We start from the raw sequence: 18564 nt of genomic DNA on the forward strand, positions 1-18564 counted from the left end.
CGCCTACTTAGCAGGCGAATCTTTATGTAATGAGAGTGAATCTTTTAGAATTGTATCTATTGTTTCCAGATCAATATCTTTGGTTTGATCAACTAATAAGATCTTCATCTTTACTCTGTTTTCTCTGAGTAATTGAGGATGATCGAGTAATCCACCATTTTCAATACCAATATAGGGCTGCTTGTATTTTTTATGTATCCAAAAATAGCAAAACGGCTTCTTCTTATAGTAGTAGAAAGGCAATTGATACTTCCATGCTTCGGTTATATTCTCATCGAAACTGAGAATATGCTCTCGGAGGAACTGCAGGCAACTGTTAGTATCCTCATCATGTTCTAAAAAGAATTCATCGATAGGTCGAAGCATAAATTACTATATCATTTATTTAAAGTTGCAGACCTATTTATTGCTATCCTATCTATAAAAGCAATAGTTAGTTATGAATAAAAAAACATACCATTAGATATTTATGTCAATCAGTAGTTGGGATTATATGTTCAATTATTCTAACGCACCCTATGGGTTTGTTTTTCATTTTGCCTTGATGCAAAACGAAACAAAAGATCAAGACTGTGCCTTTTGCCCGACCCGCTACGGACTCGAAAGCTAAAACAAAAGAAAAACGTTTACCGTTGATATCCTTTTGTTTTTTAACGCTTTCTTCACCCTGCGGGTACCCCGTGCAACCGCCAAGGTCAGGAAACCTGACGGACGAAAGTCACTTACGTGCGTCAGCCCTGGTGCATCAGTAGCGTAGCCGTTGGCTGACAAGCGAAGCAGGCGTAAAACTAAACATGCCGACAGGCAGTAGGTTTAGTTTAGCCTGTCAGCTTTAGGTCAGACAGGCGAGCCACGCAGCACAAAGCCTTTTTGATTCCTTTTGCGGCTTTGGGCAAAAGGAATACAAGTAATCTTTGATTACGCGTAAAAAAAGACAATTAAATTGAACATATAAACATAACAAATCAACTACTGATCCTCATTATTTACAGTTACTTAATAGAAACAAAAATTTCTATCTCGGCATTATCCATTTCGCATGACTTTTCGGGATAAATTTCGAAATCAGCCAGATAAGCTCTGTCCAGATCCGACTTCCATATTTCAGTCCATTTGTTAAATACAATGTCATCCGATAGTTTTCCTTTGGCAGTGAACTCCTCGTAATTGGATGTTTCGATAGTCAAACCGATAAGCCCCTCGGGAATATTATCCAGACTACTTACTTTATAACCAACAATGGTTGTGTAAGGTTGCATAAAATCGCCTTCATATTCGGTATATATCCCATAGAGATCAGTGCTCGCTTTATTGGGTATTTTAGATTCAATATCTTCCGATACAAATCGATCCCAAAGCTGAGGAATGTCTTTTGCTGCCTGACCTCCTTCGTTGGTTGTTCTTACTGAGATACCGATAACATAGAATTTTTCGATTGTTGTTTTCATTTTTCTTTCAATTTTTATGATTTACTGCAAAGAAAGCCTATCGTTATGACAACCCTGTGTCAAGGGTAGCCAGATATTTTACTTTGCACTCCTCAAAATAATCTTGAAAAGTAAAATTATATGATTCGAACTTTTCCGATAACACTTTCAACTCCTGTATTCGATCGAGGCGAAATGCTCGTTTTTCGTTTCTTAACCGGCAATGTGCTATCAGTATCCAATTTTCCTGTGTGCTGTATAAAGCCAGTGGTTCGATTATCCTTTCCGTGTCTTCACTGATTTCGGAAGTATAAGAAATATCTATTAATTGAAAATTAGTAATTGCCAATTGTAGTAAAGATAAATAATCGCTCGTAGTTTTGCCTTCCGAATTATTACGAATTTGAATACGATCCGATAGCAACTCGGCTTTGCTCTTGGTATTATGTTTTAATACCGCTTTTATTTTCGTGATCGCCTCCGTGTAATTCTTTACAAACGATTGGTCTTTGTTTGTTTTTACTATCTGTTCTGCTGTAATCAATGCATTCGCTTCACTCTCGCTAAACATTACAGGGGGTATGGCATACCCTTGCATGAGAGAGTAGCCTTTACCCTCTTCTGTAAGAATGGGAACTCCTGCTTCTTCCAAAGCTTTGATATCCCGATAAACGGTACGCGTACTTATCCCAAACTTATCTGCAATGAATTTAGCCGTGATAATCTGACGCGATTGCAACAATATCAGTATGGCGGTTAAGCGCGATAGTCGGGAAGTATCTTGATGAATCATTTCTAATTATTAAAATTTACACTACTGGAAAATAGCTGTATAAGGGATGAACCAACCCTGTGGGTTCATAAAATTCAGTAGTAAAAGCCTTGAATCCCAGCTTTGCTAATAACTTAGCAGAAGATTCATTTTGAGGATGATGCCCTGAGAAAATATTCTGAGCCTTCAATACTTCTAAAGCATAGTTAACGCAGAATCGGGCAGCTTCCGACGCATAGCCTTTATTCCAAAAGGCAGGCAGTAATTGAAACCCTAGTTCGTAAATATCTGTTTCGTCGTGATAAGGCTTCAAACCACAACACCCTATAAACTCTGAGGTTTCGAGATTGTAGAGTTTCCAGTACTGAACACCATACAATGCTTGATTTTGTATTTCTCGTGTCAATCTTTCGGCTATCTGCTCAGGAGTGTATGTCCCTGTAGCAGAAAGTAACCTCATCACATCGGGGTGACTCCACAGAGAAGTTGCCACCTCAGTGTCACTTTTGTTCCATACGGAAAAACCCAGTCGTTCGGTCTTAAAAATATACTGATCCATAAAGACTTACTTATCGAATTATTCTTTTTTACGAGCCTAAAAAAGTGACAACAATTACATATTATCTAATAATATCTGTAAACTATGTCACCACTCATTTTCAACACCTTACACTATAAAAGGTTACAAAGGTAACAAAAGTGACACTTTTTCCGATGTCTTTTATTGTCAGTTTATATTTTAGGGGCTAATTCGATGTTGTAGTAAAGATAAATAAACAGCACTACTTTTCTAACAATTTCAAAGTATGTTCTATCAAATCAATTCCACCCATATTCCCATGCCCGGGAATGACTGTTTTGACTTTAGGAAACCTTTTTGCTATTTTCATTATTGTTATTGGCCACGCTTTAATATCTGCATCTGCAATATTTCCTAAACTTTTGGAATTTATATCTTTGAGAACATCTCCTGCGAATAGAATATCTTCAGTAGGTAACCATACTTCAATAACATCTATTGTATGGGCTCCCCCGAAATAATAACATTCTACAGGAATATTTTGAAAATTAATCGAAAGAGAATCTGTAAAGCTATACTGAGGCACGGGTAAGTTTTTCTCCTTAGCAATATTAATGGTGGCTTGACTGGCATAAGATTTTACATCTTGGCTTTGCAAATATCCTAATCCTCCCATACAGTCTTCGTGCCAATGAGTGGGAATAATTGCTGTTATTGTCGCATTCAGAGAATCATTTATCCAAGAGGTTAATTCTTCTGTTTGCTTATCATCCCAAGGTGTGTCAATCATCAAAGCTTTTCCATCTTTAACCAATAATAATCCATTAGCTCCGACCTTACCCCAAGATTTTGTTTGTACGTATGATATATGCAGATATACATTTTCTGATAACTTAATGAGATCAATTTCATCAGAGACTCTTATGGTATCATGCTTACCTTGCCCTAAAATAGGGAGAGCCAGAAATTGTAGTATTACGATAACTTTTAAAATTCTTGCTTTCATCTACTTTTTGTAATAAATCACTCCGGCTCCCTATACTCTACGATTTTACCCCTCACAAATATGCCAAGTAATATCCCGAAACAAGACCGAATTGTTACATGAATCGGTTTGGCGAGTAAAGCCGCTATTCAGAAAAGACATTAATTTCTTAAAACATTACTCACTCAGATATTTTTCGTATGCCTTTACCAAAGCAGCTTTTTTTGCAGGGTCTTTTACAAACTCATAGATGGGTATCAAGCCATCCTTATTTCTGAAATTTACCAGTGTGAGATTAGCATCGGTAATAGTATTCCATCCATCAAATATGATTCTTTCTCCCTGAAAATTGGTAATATCTACCATCCATGTATTAGGATTGGGGAGCGTACCATCAACGACTTCTACATAGAGATTCTCCTTTAATGGAGCATCACTTGTGGGTGCACTTCCCCATACTGTAGGCCCGTGCGAAAAATACCGGGGTATATTGTATAAAAACCATGAATAGCTATTAGAGTGTTTGTCTTCAGCATAACGATACAGGTAATCTATTCTTTCCCCGACATTTACACTACTCAAAATATGTGTTCCGTAAATTTTTATGATTTCTTCGGGCGATTTTGTGTCAAGATCGGCTTTAAACCCATCATTCAAATAGCGTGACTGGAACTGCTCCTTCCTATAGCTCGAATAGAAGAAATATAAATGATAAACTACATGTACCTGAGAAATACCCAGATAATTATAGGATAAGTCGGGAAATGACGAATCACTTTTGAAAGGAGAATCGAATTTCTCTTTAAACAGGTTCTTATATTTAGATATTTCATTACTGCTGAATCCGGCACTTTCCCCCAGAGTTTCGATACATTCTTGTCGAGTTCCTCCAATCAACCATTCGGGACCACCCGAAGTACTTCTGAAAAAATACACGGCATCATTATCTGCATCATATTTTTCTATATCTAGAACCTTGTTTCTTACAGAAGATGGATGAGCATATTTACCTGTAGCATCATATCCATATCCAAGCATAAGAAATGCATCATCCATCACTTTATTTGCCCAAGGAACAAGGCTCGACGAAGAGAGATCTTTACCTGTTTTATACGGATTTTGTTTTTCACCTCCCCCATTCGGATCCGGGTCTGGATCGGGGTCATTATCGGAACATGAGGCACATGCAAAAACGAAGATAAGCAGGATAGATAATAAATTTTTCATACTATTACTTTAATGTCAATATTCAAAAATACGCAATAGATCTGACAAACATTCAAAGTAAAACTGAAATTTGGTTAAAGCCTGCCTAATTTCCACATCACTGATAACACTTCTATATCATTCTTAAGTATTTAACTCCTTACTCCCAAAAGCCGAAGAAATGATGCACCGGACCATGCCCTTTTCCAATCTCGTATTTTGCTCCTATCTCAATTGCTTTAGTCATATACTCTTTGGCTTTCGTTACAGCATCATTCAATGGTAATCCATGAGCTAAAAAGGCAGCAACAGCAGACGAAAACGTACAACCTGTACCGTGCGTATTGCGGGTTTGGATACGTTTAGATTTCAGCTCTATTACCTCATCGGTTTCAGCATTATAAAATACATCGATTAATTCATCTTCTGTCAGATGACCTGCTTTCAGCAAGACCGAGACCGACCGATTGAAAGACAAATCTTTTACGACCAAAGGTAAATCGTGCTGACCGGTAATTTTTTGTCCGATCAAAATTTCCGCTTCGGGAATATTGGGTGTTATCACCCGAACGTAGGGTATCAATTCGTTTTTAAGAGTCTCTATAGCTTCATCTTGCAACAGTTTATCACCCGAAGTTGCTACCATTACAGGATCCAGAACTATATTACTTACATTGTATTTAGAGAGCGTTTCTCTTACTGCCCGAATCAAGTCCGAGGAATGAAGCATGCCTATCTTAATAGCATCGGCTCCGATATCATCCAATACCGATTTTATTTGTCCTGAAACAAATGATACGGGTATCGGGTGTACATCAGTCACTCCAACCGTATTTTCATCTACCACTGCCGTAATAACTGTCATTCCATAGCATCCACATGCCGAGAAAGTTTTCAAATCAGCTTGAATACCTGCACCACCACTAGGATCACTCCCTGCAATAGTCAGTGCCCGTTTATATTGTTTTTTCATTTGTTTATCTTATACCAATTAAATGAATTTATATTTGCCACTGTTCTTGTTTATAAGCACTGTTCCAAAACATCCATTCCATTTTAGAACACATAACAAATGCTTCTGTCATTGCATTGCGCTGCGCATCTGTACAAGTTTCGGCTACTTCGTCACATATCGAAATTGCTATTTTAACCGATTCTGTAAAACCTTCGCCACCATAAGCATCTATCCAGCTTTGATATGGATTATTTTCTTTGGTTTGATTAGCAAGAATATAGTCTCCTATCTCTTTATATATCCAGAAACAGGGCAAAACCGCAGCCAAAGCAACTTCTATGGGAGAATTTGCTAATTGTTTCATCAGATAAGAAGTATAAAGAAGACAGCTAGGTGAAGCACTCACTTTTGTTTTCTTATCTAATACTCCTAAAAAGGATTCATGCAATGCTTTTTCGACCTCAACGCTCTCTCCTGCAAAATGAATAAATGCTTCGATATGATCGGGCTTGCTTAGCTTTGATGCTATGGCAGTCAATACTTTACCATAATCGGCAAGATAAAGTGCATCCTGCCGGATATAGAATATAAATTTTTTGTTATCCAATGTGCCATCCATCAGTTCTTTTATAAATGGCAGTTCTTTTATTTTCGTGTAGACAGGCTCAATAGCCTTCCATGCTTCATCACTCCATTTCATATATTTATCTTTGATTTTTGAATTATATTCATCAGTTGAAAAGCCGCTTGTTTCGGATCGCTTGCCGACATAATTGCCGACACCACCGAAATACCATCAGCCCCGGCTTCGATAATATCTGCGGCATTTGTCTGATTGATTCCTCCGATACCGACAGCCGGATGCCTGCTTATCTTCACGATTTCCCGTATTCCCTCCAAGCCTAGAGCCGGAGCTGTATCAGTTTTGGTCGGCGTTCCAAATACAGGAGAGATACCGATATAGTCAACATCCAGTTCGTTTGCATCCACAGCATCCTGCAAACATTCGACCGATAAGCCGATAATTTTATCTTTCCCCAGTAATTTTCGGGCAATATCGTAAGGTATATCACTTTGTCCGATATGTAAACCTTCGGCATCACAAGCAAGTGCAATATCCAGACGATCATTGATGATTAAAGGAATATGATAAGGACGTAAACATTCTTTTAAGAGCATCGCTTGTTGATAAAACTCCAAGGTCGAACAGTCTTTCTCTCGTAACTGTACCATAGTTACCCCTCCTTCTGCAGCATCGAATACCACTGACTGTAATGAGCGTCCTAAAGAAAGCGATCGGTCGGTAACCAGATAAAGACTTAAGTCAAATGATTTCATTACAGTCTTATTTTATTTCTGAGCGTACTTCCGTTCATATTGAATAATTCGTCCAAAAAATGAACCTGCATACTGCCATTTCCTTGCGATTGAGCCGCAGCCATTTCTCCAGAGATACCCATCACAGCCATACCATGAGTTGCAGCCTGAAGCATATCCGGATTAATAGCAGCAAATGCGGCAACAATAGCAGTGGCTGTACACCCCATCCCTGTTACCCGAGCCATTAATGTATTTCCGTTGGATACTGTTTCTGTTGTTTTTCCGTCGGTTATATAATCCGTTTGTCCACTTATAACAACTACCGAGCCGGTTTCTTGGGATAATATTTTGGCAAAATCCAATGCCGATTCGGAAGAGTTAATACTGTCAACTCCTTTCGTTTTTACATTACTGCTAACCAGGGCCATAATTTCCGAAGCATTTCCTCTTATTATAGATGGTTTACACTCTTCCAATATTTGCAGACATACTTTTGTCCTATATGAAGTGGCTCCTGCCCCTACAGGGTCTAAGACAATAGGTATTCGTTTTTCGGCAGCTGCTTGGCCGGCAATAAGCATAGCTCTGACCCACTCTGCATCTAATGTTCCGATATTGAGAACAAGGGCAGAAGCGATTCCAGTCATTTCGGCCACTTCATCTACCGAATGTGCCATTACGGGAGATGCTCCGATAGATAAAAGAGCATTTGCTGTATTATTCATTACTACATAGTTGGTAATGTTATGAATAAGAGGAGATTTTTCTCTGACCAGACTTAAATCCCGTTCTAAATGTTGGATATTTATCATAAATTTCTGAATCTAAATAAAAAAAGCCGCTTCGTACAATACGAAACGGCTTTATAAATAATATATCGATGATGATTATTCAAAAAGTCTACCGTTTCCCTACGATGTCAATTACAACATATCAGGTTCAAGGGTTTGATCTCAGCTCTTTCTTCGAAAGAACACCCCCAACAGTGATGGCTACAAACTTATAAAAAATATCCGAACTGAGTAGATTTATATCCGAAATATAAATTCATTTAATAAATTGCACTTTTTTTGTAACGGTATAAAACAAACCTGAAAATATATGCTGACTTTAGATGAATTATCGGAATTACTCATCAACTCGGAATGTGATTCTGAAATAATCGAGCATGAGAAACCAATACTCAAAACCGATGATGCCGATGAGTATTTCGACAGCAGTAAAGCCGCTCCCGTTTTTATTGTTAAAACAGAAAAAGGATTTTATGCACTCATTGTGAGTAACCAATATAATCGTATTGATTTTAAAAAGCTTGCACTAGATTCAGGCTTTTCGAAGATCAAACTAGCTGACAAATCAGATGTATTAAAGGTTACAGGATATGAGGTCGGGGCAGTTCCTTTAATCGGGCACAATCTACCTTGCCTCTTCGACAGTAAACTTTTAGAGTTTGCCTACATCTATGGAGGTACAGGTGACAAATTTCACACCCTTAAAATAGCCCCGCAAGACCTTCTCAGATTAAATAAGAGTGTATTGGAAATAGAGATATAATAAATCAGGTCTTAAGGTCATGAAAAATACCATAATAAGAAAAGCAGAGCAAGCAGATTTAGATAGGGTTTATGAGTTAATCTGTGAATTAGAACAAACGGTATTAGATAAAGACGTTTTTACACAGATTTATGACAGACAAATTTCTGATTGTCATTATTTACTCATAGTAGTTCAACTGAATCAATTGGTAGTCGGATTTTTATCTCTACAAATAAAAGAGCACCTTCATCATGCCGCGAAGATAGCTGAGATAATAGAATTAGTTATTCACGAATCATCACGTGGTCAAAGAATCGGAGATTCACTTTTTCAGGCAGGTAAAAAGTTTGCCAAAGAGAATAATTGTTCACAACTCGAACTTTGTACCAATGTCCGGCGATTGAGAGCACATCAGTTTTATGAAAAACAAGGCATGAATAAGTCCCATCATTGCTTTACATTAACTCTGTAGAAGAAGTTAGAGAAATCCAATTAATGCGTATACAAAATGAATAGAATGAAAAAGCTGAATAAGTATCTGAACGAGGAAAGATATTTCTACACAACTAATTTTCAAAAAAATTAGAAGCTTGATCCCAATAGTATCCAAAGACATAACAGGATGGAAAGAGACAAAAAGATAAAAGACATTCAAACTTGGATAGATATCTACAGTTTACCGTTGTTAAACAGAGCTGTCTATCTGGTGTCTGATGAACAAGATGCTAAAGACTTGGTACAAGATGTTTTCTTAGCAGCATTGGAATCGTATGATAACTTCAAAGAAGAAAGTAATCCGAAAACATGGCTGACAGGTATATTGAATAATAAGGTTGCTGACTTTTACCGAAAAAAATATCGAACTATCGGGCAGATTCGTTTAGACTATTTTTTTGACGAATCAGGTGCTTGGAGGCGAGATGATGTTCTGAATGAGTGGGTCAATAAAGAAACCTCATTATTAAACGATGCTGAGTTTAATGGTACGTTGGAAAATTGCTTGGATAGTTTACCATTAAAATGGAGGATACCTATAAAATTATATTATTTACAAGAAAAAAAAACAGATATGGTTTGTCAGGAAACGGGGATTTCAACTACTAATTTATGGAAAATTCTCCAACGTGGTAGATTGCAATTGAGAGAGTGTCTAGAAATAAACTGGTTTAATACACTTTAATTTTTGTATTATGTTTCGTAAAATAATTCATTGGTTAATTATGCCATGCTCTAAAGCTACCCAAGAAATTGAAAAGCAAGAAGGCGGATATAAAATGTCTTTGTTTCAAAGACTGAGGCTACAAGCCCATCTGGCTATCTGTAAATGGTGCTCTGCATATAGGAAAAAGGTTGTTTATTTAGATAAAAAATTAAGTACAATCATTCGAAAAGAACAAAATACACTTTTAAAAGAGATTGATATACAAAATTTTAAAGATAATATAAAAGAAAAAATCAAAAAATGAACCTCTTTTTGTCAGGATTTAAAAGAAACTGCGACTATGTATTAAAATAATCCGAATTTTAATATAAAAAATTACAGCAATGAAATTAAATCGCACAAAAGACTATTCTCAGGCAGGGTATTATATTTCTTTGTTTGGCTCCGTAGTTATACTACTATGGATTGGCATATTCAAGTTTACTGCGACAGAAGCAAACGCAATAAAGCCACTGATTGAAAATCATCCTCTTTCATTTTGGATGTACAATGTTTTTAGTGTACAAACAGTTTCTAACATTGTCGGCACTACCGAACTCTTTGTAGCTGCACTACTTCTTTTGACTTTAAAATTCAATAAATTGAAGGCATTTGCAGGCATTGGTCTATGTATCATTTTCTTGATGACACTCAGTTATTTATTCACAACTCCCGGTATTTGGAGAGTTGTAGATGGAGTCCCTATTACAGATTTCTTTATACTGAAAGACATCATGTATTTAGGATTTGGAGTCACACTTGTTCTATCATTAAAAAAGTAATTAGTTATGAAAAAAATATTGATTATTGGGGGACTAGTTTTTACGAGTATTCTGCTCGTTAGCTTTAGCTGTACAGCTAAAGTGGATAGTAGTACAAAAAATAAAAACGAAAATATTATGAATGGTAAAGGGAATGAAATATATTTTGCGGGTGGATGCTTTTGGGGAACAGAACATTTTTTTAAGCAAGTAAGAGGAGTCACGTCAACTACAGTCGGTTATGCAAACGGAAGAACAGAAAATCCAAGTTATAAAAATGTAGTTACAGGAGAAACAGGCTTTGCTGAAACAGTAAAAATAACATATGACCCTCTAGTTGTAGACTTAGGTTTATTGATCGATTTGTATTTTAAGACAATTGATCCTACCAGCCTGAATAAGCAAGGCAATGACAGAGGTACTCAATATAGAACAGGAATCTATTATACCGACAAAGAAGATGAAGATCTGATAAAGGAAAAAATTGATAAATTGGGAAAGCAAAACGAGAAAAAAATAGTAGTAGAAGTAAAACCTCTACAAAATTTTTATGATGCAGAATCTTACCATCAAGACTATTTGGATAAAAATCCGGGGGGCTATTGCCATATCCCATCACAATTATTTGATGTAGCCCGTAAAGCAAATATAGAGGCAAAAAATATTTATGTAAAAAAAGATAAAGCTGAGTTAAAGAAAGAATTAACAGCATTGCAATATGAGGTTACGCAAAACAATGCGACAGAAAGACCTTTTAGCAATGAGTATAACGATGAGTTCAGAGAAGGTATATATGTTGATGTAACAACAGGAGAACCCTTATTTGCATCATCTGATAAGTTTGAGTCGGGATGCGGTTGGCCTAGTTTTTCTAAGCCTATCAGCTCTAGACTAATAGAAGAGCGGTATGATAATTCTTTAAGAATGGTTCGTACGGAAGTAAGAAGTAAAACAGGAGACGCACATCTGGGGCACGTTTTTAATGATGGTCCCAAGAATAAAGGTGGTTTGAGATATTGTATCAACAGTGCTTCTCTAAAATTTATTCCTCTGGATGAAATGAAAGCCAAAGGCTATGAAAAATACATTCATCTGGTAGATAAGAAAAAAACTCATTAAAAAACAACGACTTATCTTATTATAAAAAAATGAAAACTACAAGCTTTTAGACTTGTAGTTTTCTATTTGGACATAGATTTTTGGGCTTCTTCAAGGAAAACCTTCGCTTCTCCTTTACTAAAACAGCGACTATCTTGTTGATATGTAACCCTAAAGATTTACTTTCATTTGGTCTCGAATAAGTAATATAGCTAATAAAAAATACTTTTTATTTTCGATTAATATTGATAACTTATCATTTGCTGATACTGAACTTGAGATTAATAACAAAAAATATAATAAGACTAGCGAATATTCTTGCATTTCATAAATGAATAAAATAATACAATTATGAAACCAAATATCACGAAAATCAATATCGTTATCGATTGTGCCGATGCCGGAGCAGCAGTGGCTAATTTTTATCATAAACTGCTCGTATGGGAATGGACTCACCTTCAAGCTAACTGATGGGCGGCAGTTGCATCACCGACAGGTTCAGTTATTGCCATTCAGGAAGTGGAAGGATATGAGCCTCTTGTCTGGCCTTGGCAGAAAGGTAAACAAGGTCAGATGTTTCATCTCGATTTTTATGTAGATAATCTGGAAGAGGCAGTACAATATACGATTGAATGTGGTGTTAAAATTGCAGATACTCAATACTTCTGGACTTCGAGAACCATGCTTGATCCGTCTGGGCATCCGTTCTGTCTCGATACGGATGAGCCGGAATAATCTTTAGAGTCTGTTTAAGATTTATAAAAAACAACATATCGAGTCTAATTCGGTACAATCATTTTTAGTACAGACAAAAAAATAGCACTAATCAGATTAGTGCTAAAATCGAAATAACTATATAAGATTACGATAATGCCGCAATAGCCGAACCTATTAAGTTAGCATTCTTAATACCGGCAATATACACTTCTACGTAACCTAAATCCATTTCATCCAATAGATCTCTCAGCACTTTCGCAACTATTGTATGGAAGTCATTCTCGTTTACACGTTCCATCACGCTCCAAAAAAGGCTTCCTTCGGCAACTACACGTATAGTTTTGATAGAAGGATCGTGCATCACCTGAACAGCAATTAAGCCTGCCAGAGAAGCGGCAACCAATTTGGCCGAACGTTCGTATATCCATCGAGCAACGGATACATGGCTCTTACGTTTGGGCGTAGAGCTGTTAATCAAATCGGTCAGGCTCTTTCCGTCAAACGATTCGTCATAGTCATCATTCGGATAAACGGCTCTGAACACCTTACCCAAATACATACCGGATACTGCCTTCTCGAAACGTTGTGAGCCGGGAACTTCACCTTCGCCTCGGTCTACAATACTGTCGTACTCGGTGAGATACGAAGGGAAAAAGTTACCCGATTCAAGATTAACAGGAATCATATTCTGGCTATCAGGTTTGTTGAGCTTGGCTACTTTATTTTCACGAGCCAGGAATGCCATATTTGTACCCGTACCCACTATAAGTCCTATATAAGCGTCACACTTATCTTTACGTGAAAGTCCAGCCAACAGACTAGCTACCGTATCGTTGATTACCTTTATGCTTTTAAACTGAACGTTGTTACGATCGTTTAAATAATCCAATAAGTCTTTGCCGATAGGTTTGCCTACCATCTTGTCTATATTTACACCTTTAGTCCAACGCAATAGTGTAGCGTCTCCATCGGTTTCGCATTTGGCAGGATACGAGAAACAATATCCGATAGCAGAATCATCTGGTAGTTCAATCTTGTTGATCAGGTTTGCTTGCTCGGCAAACAATTGTTCTTTGGTATAACCGGGGGTTTTCATCACCGAAAGGTCTTTTTCCCAACCGCTTTTAGGAGTTATGATAGTTTCGCCCCCTTGTATTTCGACTTTAGCAGTACGATAATTAGTTCCTCCCAAATCTAAAACGACAGATTTTCCTTCTACTCCTTCTTTAGGTGGGTATACGTAGGTAGGCAGACAGAGAATCTCGGTATTGTCGGTCTGTAATCCTTTTTCTACCTTATCTTTCAAATCTAAAGCAATTTCTTTCAATTGCACTGTACTAAGTTCAAAAACATTTGTTTCCATAGAGTAAAAGTCTGTTTAAATTTTGTAGAGGAAAAATAATACAAGGTTTTTGTATTTAATCAGCAGGTCATTTCTTTAAAGTGGCTATACTAAAGAGAAATGTATCCTTCAGATTTAACGAAAACCCAGTTACAATATATAGAAAAAGTTTTGTTACCGCAAGCACACAAGTGAAAACATGATTTGACAGCAACATAGAACAGTTTATTTTATTGGTTAAGAACAAGTTGCGAGTGGAGTATTACCTAAAGATTAGCAGTGCAACTCGTTATTAGCAGATATAAAAATTAAGGTGTTAGACCAATAAGAAAGCGTCGGGTTATTGAGAATGTATTTGCCTATAGTAAGCATTTGTATTTTATTTAAAGCTATAATTTCTCTTGTAATCTAATTTTACGCTTCCCTTCACTAAAAGTTAGTTTCTTTCTTATAGTATCGGTATCTACATCTTTAAGATTCTTAGCAAAAACGATTTTCAGGAATAAAGCTATATCGTCCTGCTTATTTATTCGAAAATGATTCCAGATATTCCATCCAAAATGGTATAAATCGATATTTTGTAAATCTTTCACTCTGATTGGTTCTACATTCTTTAGTTCTGTTCCTGTGGAATATTGAATGACATATTCACATAAGTGGTTTATATTCTGATCATCCGCAAAGGGTGCAAAGGTTGTTCTTGTATATTGAATAGCGACTTCAAGCACTTCTCGTTTTCTTGTAATTTCGTCCTGCTCGTGCTTTTCTCTTATTACATCAAGTTCATTGATAAGAGGTGCTTCATTTTCGATAGGTTCTTCTGGCTCTGACTCAACGGTGGGTTCAATATCTTTAACCTTATCGGATTCGGGTAGTATATCCTGATTTTCTATTGTTTGTTTTCGCCTTTTGAATAATGGAGGGATAACTTTCTGAATGATTTCCAGATAAGAAATAAAAAAGACTAATCCGACTATAAATATAATAACGAATACAAGGTTTGCCCCGAAATCATCAAATCCCCACTTTACAATAAAGAGATAGCGAAATATCAATGCAAGTGCAGCTATTCCTGTGCTTCCGCATATAATGAGTAATATATTTTCAGGGTCTTTGTAATTCATATTTTCAACTTTAATATTTCTGTAAACTCTTTTCTTTGTGCATTGCATTTAGAATGTTTCTTCGGACGGCTCTTATAGACGGTACTAAATCGCCTTCCATCATTGCAAGCATTGTTTTCAATTCTTGCTTCAATTCAGGGATAGGACGGCATAATTCATAAGCGATTTTCATACAAAGCGATTTTACTCCGGGCAATTCTTCGCCAGACATCATTCGCTCTAAACAGAAATCCAGAAAATCTACTCTTGGCGGATTCGGGAATGGCTGCCTATAAAGCAAATTAAGCATGACTCTTCGTTTCCCTCCATGCTTACAGGCTAAGACATTATCAATCAATTGGTCTTGCTTAGTGTATAACCATTCGTTATCCTGTGACGAAAAATGAGTAAAAATCCATGCTGCATGATAGCCGATGGCTTCATCGTCACCAATAACCAAGTCATATAATTCTTGCTTTCGGCTGTCGCTATCATGAGTCAGACGAAGTATCTCATTGATATCGTCCATTCCTATGCGTTGAGAGAGCCTAGCTTTAAAATCCATATTACTAAATTGTGATTAGAGCCTCTCCGTTTTTTATATAATCAGTCATAGGTTTACCCATATATTGAACTCTAACTCCTAATTTCTCAATAATATCAGCAACTCCAAAATTATCACAACAATCTTTACAGGCTTCTACCGTGATGCCCAAATTTAGCATCTCTAAGATTTCAGTTTGTATTTGGGTATCTGCTCCTGCTAATTTAACCGATGCACCCCATAATATTACTTTTACATCTTGCCACCAATTGTGTCTTTTTGAGTTTATAGCATACATGGATAACATATTAAAGATAGTGTCTTTATTATCTGTTGTCCAAAGGATATTTAACTTGTTCATAGTGTAATTATTTAAAATTAATTTTACTAACTAACTTTACTACTGAAACTCATATTTAGTTATTCTTATTAATAAGATTAACAACCACTTTTACCATCATATCTTTTTCTTCGGTTCGGCTTTCGGCAATCATCAAAGTAAGTGCAACAAGTGTATTATTCTCGATAAGTCGAGTACTATCGCTTCTGTATAAAATACCGTTATTCTCTAAAAACCACAGGAACAGAAATGCGGCAATACGTTTGTTACCATCACTAAATGAATGGTTTTTAGTAACCAAATACAATAACATTGAGGCTTTTTCTTCTATGCTGGGATATAGTTCTTCTCCTCCAAAAGTTTGGTAAATGGTACTGATCGAACTCTTAAATGATTGGTCTTTTTCGTTTCCGAATAAACCTCCGCTTCCGAACTTATCCCTCAGCACATGAATAGCTTCCATAGTATTGTCATAGTTGGCTTTGAAAGGTTCTTCTGTAGTAGTCTTTTCTATTTCGAGTTTTTGAAAATCGTATCTGTCTAATGTATCTAAAGCATAGGTGTAATCTGTTATCACACGCAATAGTCCTGTTGCTTCATCAGCTGTAAGCTCTTTGTTTTTCAAAACATTTGAAAGCAATTTAACCGTTTTCTTCAAATCATCTAATTGTTCGGTTTTAGCATTCTGATTTATTGCATACCCTTTAATGAGGTATTCTTTTAGGACGCTATTCGCCCAGATACGAAATTGAGTACCTCTTTTAGAATTTACTCTATATCCTACTGAAATAACCATATCAAGGTTGTAGTATTCCATTTGATAAGTTTTGCCATCAGTGGCAGTTGTCGCAAATTTTGCGACAACTGGAATATCGTTCAATTCCTCTTTTAACGCATTGCTAATATGTTTACCTATTGTCTTTATATCCCTATCAAATAACTCTGACATTTGTTGTCGATTTATCCAAACTGTTTCATTGTCGAGTTTTACATCTAATTGGGTTTTACCATCGGAGGTTTGGTATATTATAATTTCTCCTTTTTTCATATTTCTTTATTTTCGTCATTTTGATTTAATAAATACTCTTTTTTTATTCTCCTGATCACATCTATTGGAATATCTCGTTCTGAATCAACTACCTGCATTCCTTCATCCATGTAAAACTGAATGGGATAATTGCCTTCGACTTTTTCCAAGTCTAGTTCTATGCCTAATTCTTTCGCCTCCTCTTCACTATAGAAATCTTCTCCTGACTGATATCCTATTTCTAGTTTGTCAAAATTAAAAGTATGTTTTTCTGTTCTAAAAAGCTTGATTGCTACAATATTCTCCAATTTATTGGGATGCAAAATAAATATCTCTTTGCCTTCCCTTTCCCACTTTAATAAGTAAAAGGCAAGCGAGATAAATAGAATGCAGCCTATAATAATACAAATTAGAATGAAATAATCCTTGAAAGGGAAATCCCTATTCCAGAAAAGAGAGAAAGTACAGCCAGCTATAGAAATTGCAGACATAATTATTACAGCTATGCATAATAGTCCGTATCTTTTGTTTGACATTATCTCAAGTTTAATTGCCTTCCCTTTCTTTTCAAGGGTATATGGAAATAGAATATTTCTTCTCATAATTCCTTATTTTAAACTTATCTTATTAGCCGATTCCCTTTTCTTTGCATTTACCAAGTCAGCATAAATCTGCGTTGTTGATACATTTTTATGGGTAAGCATCTTACTCACGGTGTAAATATCTGTACCTAGAGCAACCTGCAAGGTAGCAAAAGTATGCCGAAAACAGTGAAATGTAATGTGCTTTGTTATCCCTGCATTGGATACCCAATCTTTCAAAGGTTCTTGAGTCATGGACTTTGTCAACCCTTTAAATACTTTGCCTTTGCCTCTTTCTCCGCACAGCTCCAAAGCTTCATCGCTGATGGGTAAGGTGGTTTCTGTTTCTGTCTTTTCGGTTCTTAACCGCATACAAAAGCCCCCCTCGGAAGCTGGGAGTATCTCTTTCCAGTCTAATTTTAAAACATCACTTATCCGTAAGCCTGTCATACACGAAAATATGGATGCAGATTTCAATATAGGGAAGTCGCAAGGTGTATTGGCTAATGTTTTTAATTCATCTAAAGTCAGGTATTCTTTCTTGACATCTGTGGTGTCGATTGAGTCCAGATATTCATTGAGGTTCTCCCTGAAAAACTTTTCTTTGTATGCAACTTTCAGTAAGGCTCTGAATGTGGAAAAATATCCAGATGCTGAATTTTGTGATATACGAAGGTCTTTGTGCTTCAATTGTTTTGCATCCATCAGATAATCCCGAAAGCGGTTGCACAAGTCTACGTTTATATCTCCGAAGGTACATTTACCTTTGACAAAATTGGAAAAGTGCTGATAGACTTTCATCCACTTCTGGTCTTTCTTTTTAGCTTTCAGTTTGTAATAAGCGAGAAAGTCGGCTTTCTTTTTATTCTTATCCAGAAAACCATATTCCTCATTAATTATTGCCTGTACTCTCATGCTGCGGATAACTTCGGCTTTCATCAGCATCTCATTGTTGTACTCCTTTTCAATTTCGTTGCGTGGTCGTCCATAAATATAGATGCCTAAATATTCTCTTCGTATCATCTTCATCGAATGAGGGTCACGAATGGCAGGATAATAGTCGAGATACAGACTTTTTCTTCCTGCTGTAATATCACGCTGTCGAAGTGCTACTTTGCTTACTCCCATA

Annotated in this window: 25 protein-coding genes and 1 riboswitch; of the genes, 8 read left to right on the plus strand and 17 right to left on the minus strand. The window is 36.5% G+C overall.

The window, feature by feature from the left end; translation table 11 throughout:
* Window positions 1-3: 3 nt before the first annotated feature.
* Window positions 4-366 (minus strand): DUF1801 domain-containing protein, encoded by a 363-nt coding sequence (locus G7051_RS04815; protein ID WP_166198863.1) that lies wholly within the window; start codon window positions 364-366, stop codon window positions 4-6.
* Window positions 367-469: 103 nt separating this feature from the next.
* On the opposite strand from G7051_RS04815, the gene G7051_RS04820 reads away from it, so the two are divergent.
* A complete protein-coding gene (locus tag G7051_RS04820; RefSeq protein ID WP_166198864.1) occupies window positions 470-610 on the plus strand; it encodes a hypothetical protein in 141 nt (46 codons plus the stop codon).
* A 382-nt stretch (window positions 611-992) separates the two neighbouring features.
* On the opposite strand, the gene G7051_RS04825 is transcribed toward G7051_RS04820, so the two are convergent.
* The 9 genes from G7051_RS04825 to thiM all read right to left on the minus strand — a co-directional run bounded on the left by G7051_RS04825 (window position 993) and on the right by thiM (window position 7997).
* Window positions 993-1448: a GyrI-like domain-containing protein gene (locus G7051_RS04825; protein ID WP_166198865.1), complete on the minus strand. Its 456-nt coding sequence runs from the start codon at window positions 1446-1448 to the stop codon at window positions 993-995.
* Between the two features lie 43 nt (window positions 1449-1491).
* Window positions 1492-2220 carry a YafY family protein gene (locus tag G7051_RS04830; RefSeq protein WP_166111868.1) on the minus strand — a complete coding sequence of 243 codons (729 nt, stop codon included), beginning with the start codon at window positions 2218-2220 and terminating at the stop codon, window positions 1492-1494.
* A gap of 16 nt (window positions 2221-2236) precedes the next feature.
* Window positions 2237-2758 carry a GNAT family N-acetyltransferase gene (locus tag G7051_RS04835; protein ID WP_166198866.1) on the minus strand — a complete coding sequence of 174 codons (522 nt, stop codon included), beginning with the start codon at window positions 2756-2758 and terminating at the stop codon, window positions 2237-2239.
* Between the two features lie 223 nt (window positions 2759-2981).
* Window positions 2982-3725 carry a subclass B1 metallo-beta-lactamase gene (gene bla / locus G7051_RS04840; protein WP_166198867.1) on the minus strand — a complete coding sequence of 248 codons (744 nt, stop codon included), beginning with the start codon at window positions 3723-3725 and terminating at the stop codon, window positions 2982-2984.
* 156 nt (window positions 3726-3881) lie between these two features.
* Entirely contained in the window at window positions 3882-4931 is a 1050-nt protein-coding gene (locus tag G7051_RS04845; protein WP_166198868.1) for a hypothetical protein, read from the minus strand.
* Between the two features lie 139 nt (window positions 4932-5070).
* Entirely contained in the window at window positions 5071-5883 is an 813-nt protein-coding gene (gene thiD / locus G7051_RS04850) for a bifunctional hydroxymethylpyrimidine kinase/phosphomethylpyrimidine kinase (protein ID WP_166198869.1), read from the minus strand.
* Between the two features lie 28 nt (window positions 5884-5911).
* Window positions 5912-6565 (minus strand): thiaminase II, encoded by a 654-nt coding sequence (gene tenA / locus G7051_RS04855; protein ID WP_166198870.1) that lies wholly within the window; start codon window positions 6563-6565, stop codon window positions 5912-5914.
* Window positions 6562-7203, minus strand: coding sequence for a thiamine phosphate synthase (thiE, locus tag G7051_RS04860; protein ID WP_166198871.1), 642 nt, complete (start codon window positions 7201-7203; stop codon window positions 6562-6564). Before thiE ends, tenA begins: the two co-directional genes overlap by 4 nt.
* Complete coding sequence (gene thiM, locus G7051_RS04865) at window positions 7203-7997, minus strand: hydroxyethylthiazole kinase (protein ID WP_166198872.1); 795 nt, start codon at window positions 7995-7997, stop codon at window positions 7203-7205. The genes thiE and thiM overlap by 1 nt, the downstream gene beginning before the upstream one ends.
* Before the next feature lie 79 nt (window positions 7998-8076).
* Window positions 8077-8176, minus strand: a riboswitch (TPP riboswitch).
* A gap of 110 nt (window positions 8177-8286) precedes the next feature.
* Between thiM and G7051_RS04870 the strand changes: the two genes are divergently transcribed.
* The 7 genes from G7051_RS04870 to G7051_RS18260 all read left to right on the plus strand — a co-directional run bounded on the left by G7051_RS04870 (window position 8287) and on the right by G7051_RS18260 (window position 12516).
* Window positions 8287-8739: an aminoacyl-tRNA deacylase gene (locus G7051_RS04870; RefSeq protein WP_166198873.1), complete on the plus strand. Its 453-nt coding sequence runs from the start codon at window positions 8287-8289 to the stop codon at window positions 8737-8739.
* Window positions 8740-8758: 19 nt separating this feature from the next.
* Window positions 8759-9193, plus strand: coding sequence for a GNAT family N-acetyltransferase (locus G7051_RS04875; RefSeq protein WP_166198874.1), 435 nt, complete (start codon window positions 8759-8761; stop codon window positions 9191-9193).
* Between the two features lie 150 nt (window positions 9194-9343).
* A complete protein-coding gene (locus G7051_RS04880; protein ID WP_166198875.1) occupies window positions 9344-9901 on the plus strand; it encodes a sigma-70 family RNA polymerase sigma factor in 558 nt (185 codons plus the stop codon).
* 10 nt (window positions 9902-9911) lie between these two features.
* Window positions 9912-10187: a hypothetical protein gene (locus G7051_RS04885; RefSeq protein ID WP_166198876.1), complete on the plus strand. Its 276-nt coding sequence runs from the start codon at window positions 9912-9914 to the stop codon at window positions 10185-10187.
* A 79-nt stretch (window positions 10188-10266) separates the two neighbouring features.
* Window positions 10267-10704 carry a DUF417 family protein gene (locus G7051_RS04890; RefSeq protein ID WP_166198877.1) on the plus strand — a complete coding sequence of 146 codons (438 nt, stop codon included), beginning with the start codon at window positions 10267-10269 and terminating at the stop codon, window positions 10702-10704.
* A 6-nt stretch (window positions 10705-10710) separates the two neighbouring features.
* Entirely contained in the window at window positions 10711-11802 is a 1092-nt protein-coding gene (gene msrB, locus G7051_RS04895) for a peptide-methionine (R)-S-oxide reductase MsrB (protein ID WP_166198878.1), read from the plus strand.
* 498 nt (window positions 11803-12300) lie between these two features.
* The gene (locus tag G7051_RS18260; protein WP_255493322.1) at window positions 12301-12516 is read left to right on the plus strand and encodes a VOC family protein; all 216 of its coding nucleotides are present in this window, start codon (window positions 12301-12303) and stop codon (window positions 12514-12516) included.
* Window positions 12517-12643: 127 nt separating this feature from the next.
* On the opposite strand, the gene G7051_RS04905 is transcribed toward G7051_RS18260, so the two are convergent.
* The 7 genes from G7051_RS04905 to G7051_RS04935 form a co-directional block, all read right to left on the minus strand.
* The gene (locus G7051_RS04905) at window positions 12644-13861 is read right to left on the minus strand and encodes a hexokinase (protein ID WP_166198879.1); all 1218 of its coding nucleotides are present in this window, start codon (window positions 13859-13861) and stop codon (window positions 12644-12646) included.
* Between the two features lie 368 nt (window positions 13862-14229).
* Window positions 14230-14964, minus strand: coding sequence for a hypothetical protein (locus G7051_RS04910; RefSeq protein ID WP_166198880.1), 735 nt, complete (start codon window positions 14962-14964; stop codon window positions 14230-14232).
* A gap of 10 nt (window positions 14965-14974) precedes the next feature.
* Window positions 14975-15508, minus strand: coding sequence for a hypothetical protein (locus G7051_RS04915; RefSeq protein WP_166198881.1), 534 nt, complete (start codon window positions 15506-15508; stop codon window positions 14975-14977).
* A 4-nt stretch (window positions 15509-15512) separates the two neighbouring features.
* On the minus strand, window positions 15513-15848 hold the full coding sequence (locus G7051_RS04920) for a DsrE family protein (protein WP_166198882.1): 336 nt from the start codon (window positions 15846-15848) through the stop codon (window positions 15513-15515).
* Window positions 15849-15903: 55 nt separating this feature from the next.
* Window positions 15904-16875 (minus strand): RhuM family protein, encoded by a 972-nt coding sequence (rhuM, locus tag G7051_RS04925; RefSeq protein ID WP_166198883.1) that lies wholly within the window; start codon window positions 16873-16875, stop codon window positions 15904-15906.
* A complete protein-coding gene (locus G7051_RS04930) occupies window positions 16872-17456 on the minus strand; it encodes a hypothetical protein (RefSeq protein WP_166198884.1) in 585 nt (194 codons plus the stop codon). Before G7051_RS04930 ends, rhuM begins: the two co-directional genes overlap by 4 nt.
* Window positions 17457-17462: 6 nt before the next feature.
* Entirely contained in the window at window positions 17463-18563 is a 1101-nt protein-coding gene (locus G7051_RS04935; RefSeq protein WP_166198885.1) for a site-specific integrase, read from the minus strand.
* Window position 18564 lies beyond the last annotated feature (1 nt).

This window comes from Dysgonomonas sp. HDW5B (assembly GCF_011299335.1).
In the GTDB taxonomy this organism is placed as follows: Bacteria; Bacteroidota; Bacteroidia; order Bacteroidales; family Dysgonomonadaceae; genus Dysgonomonas_A.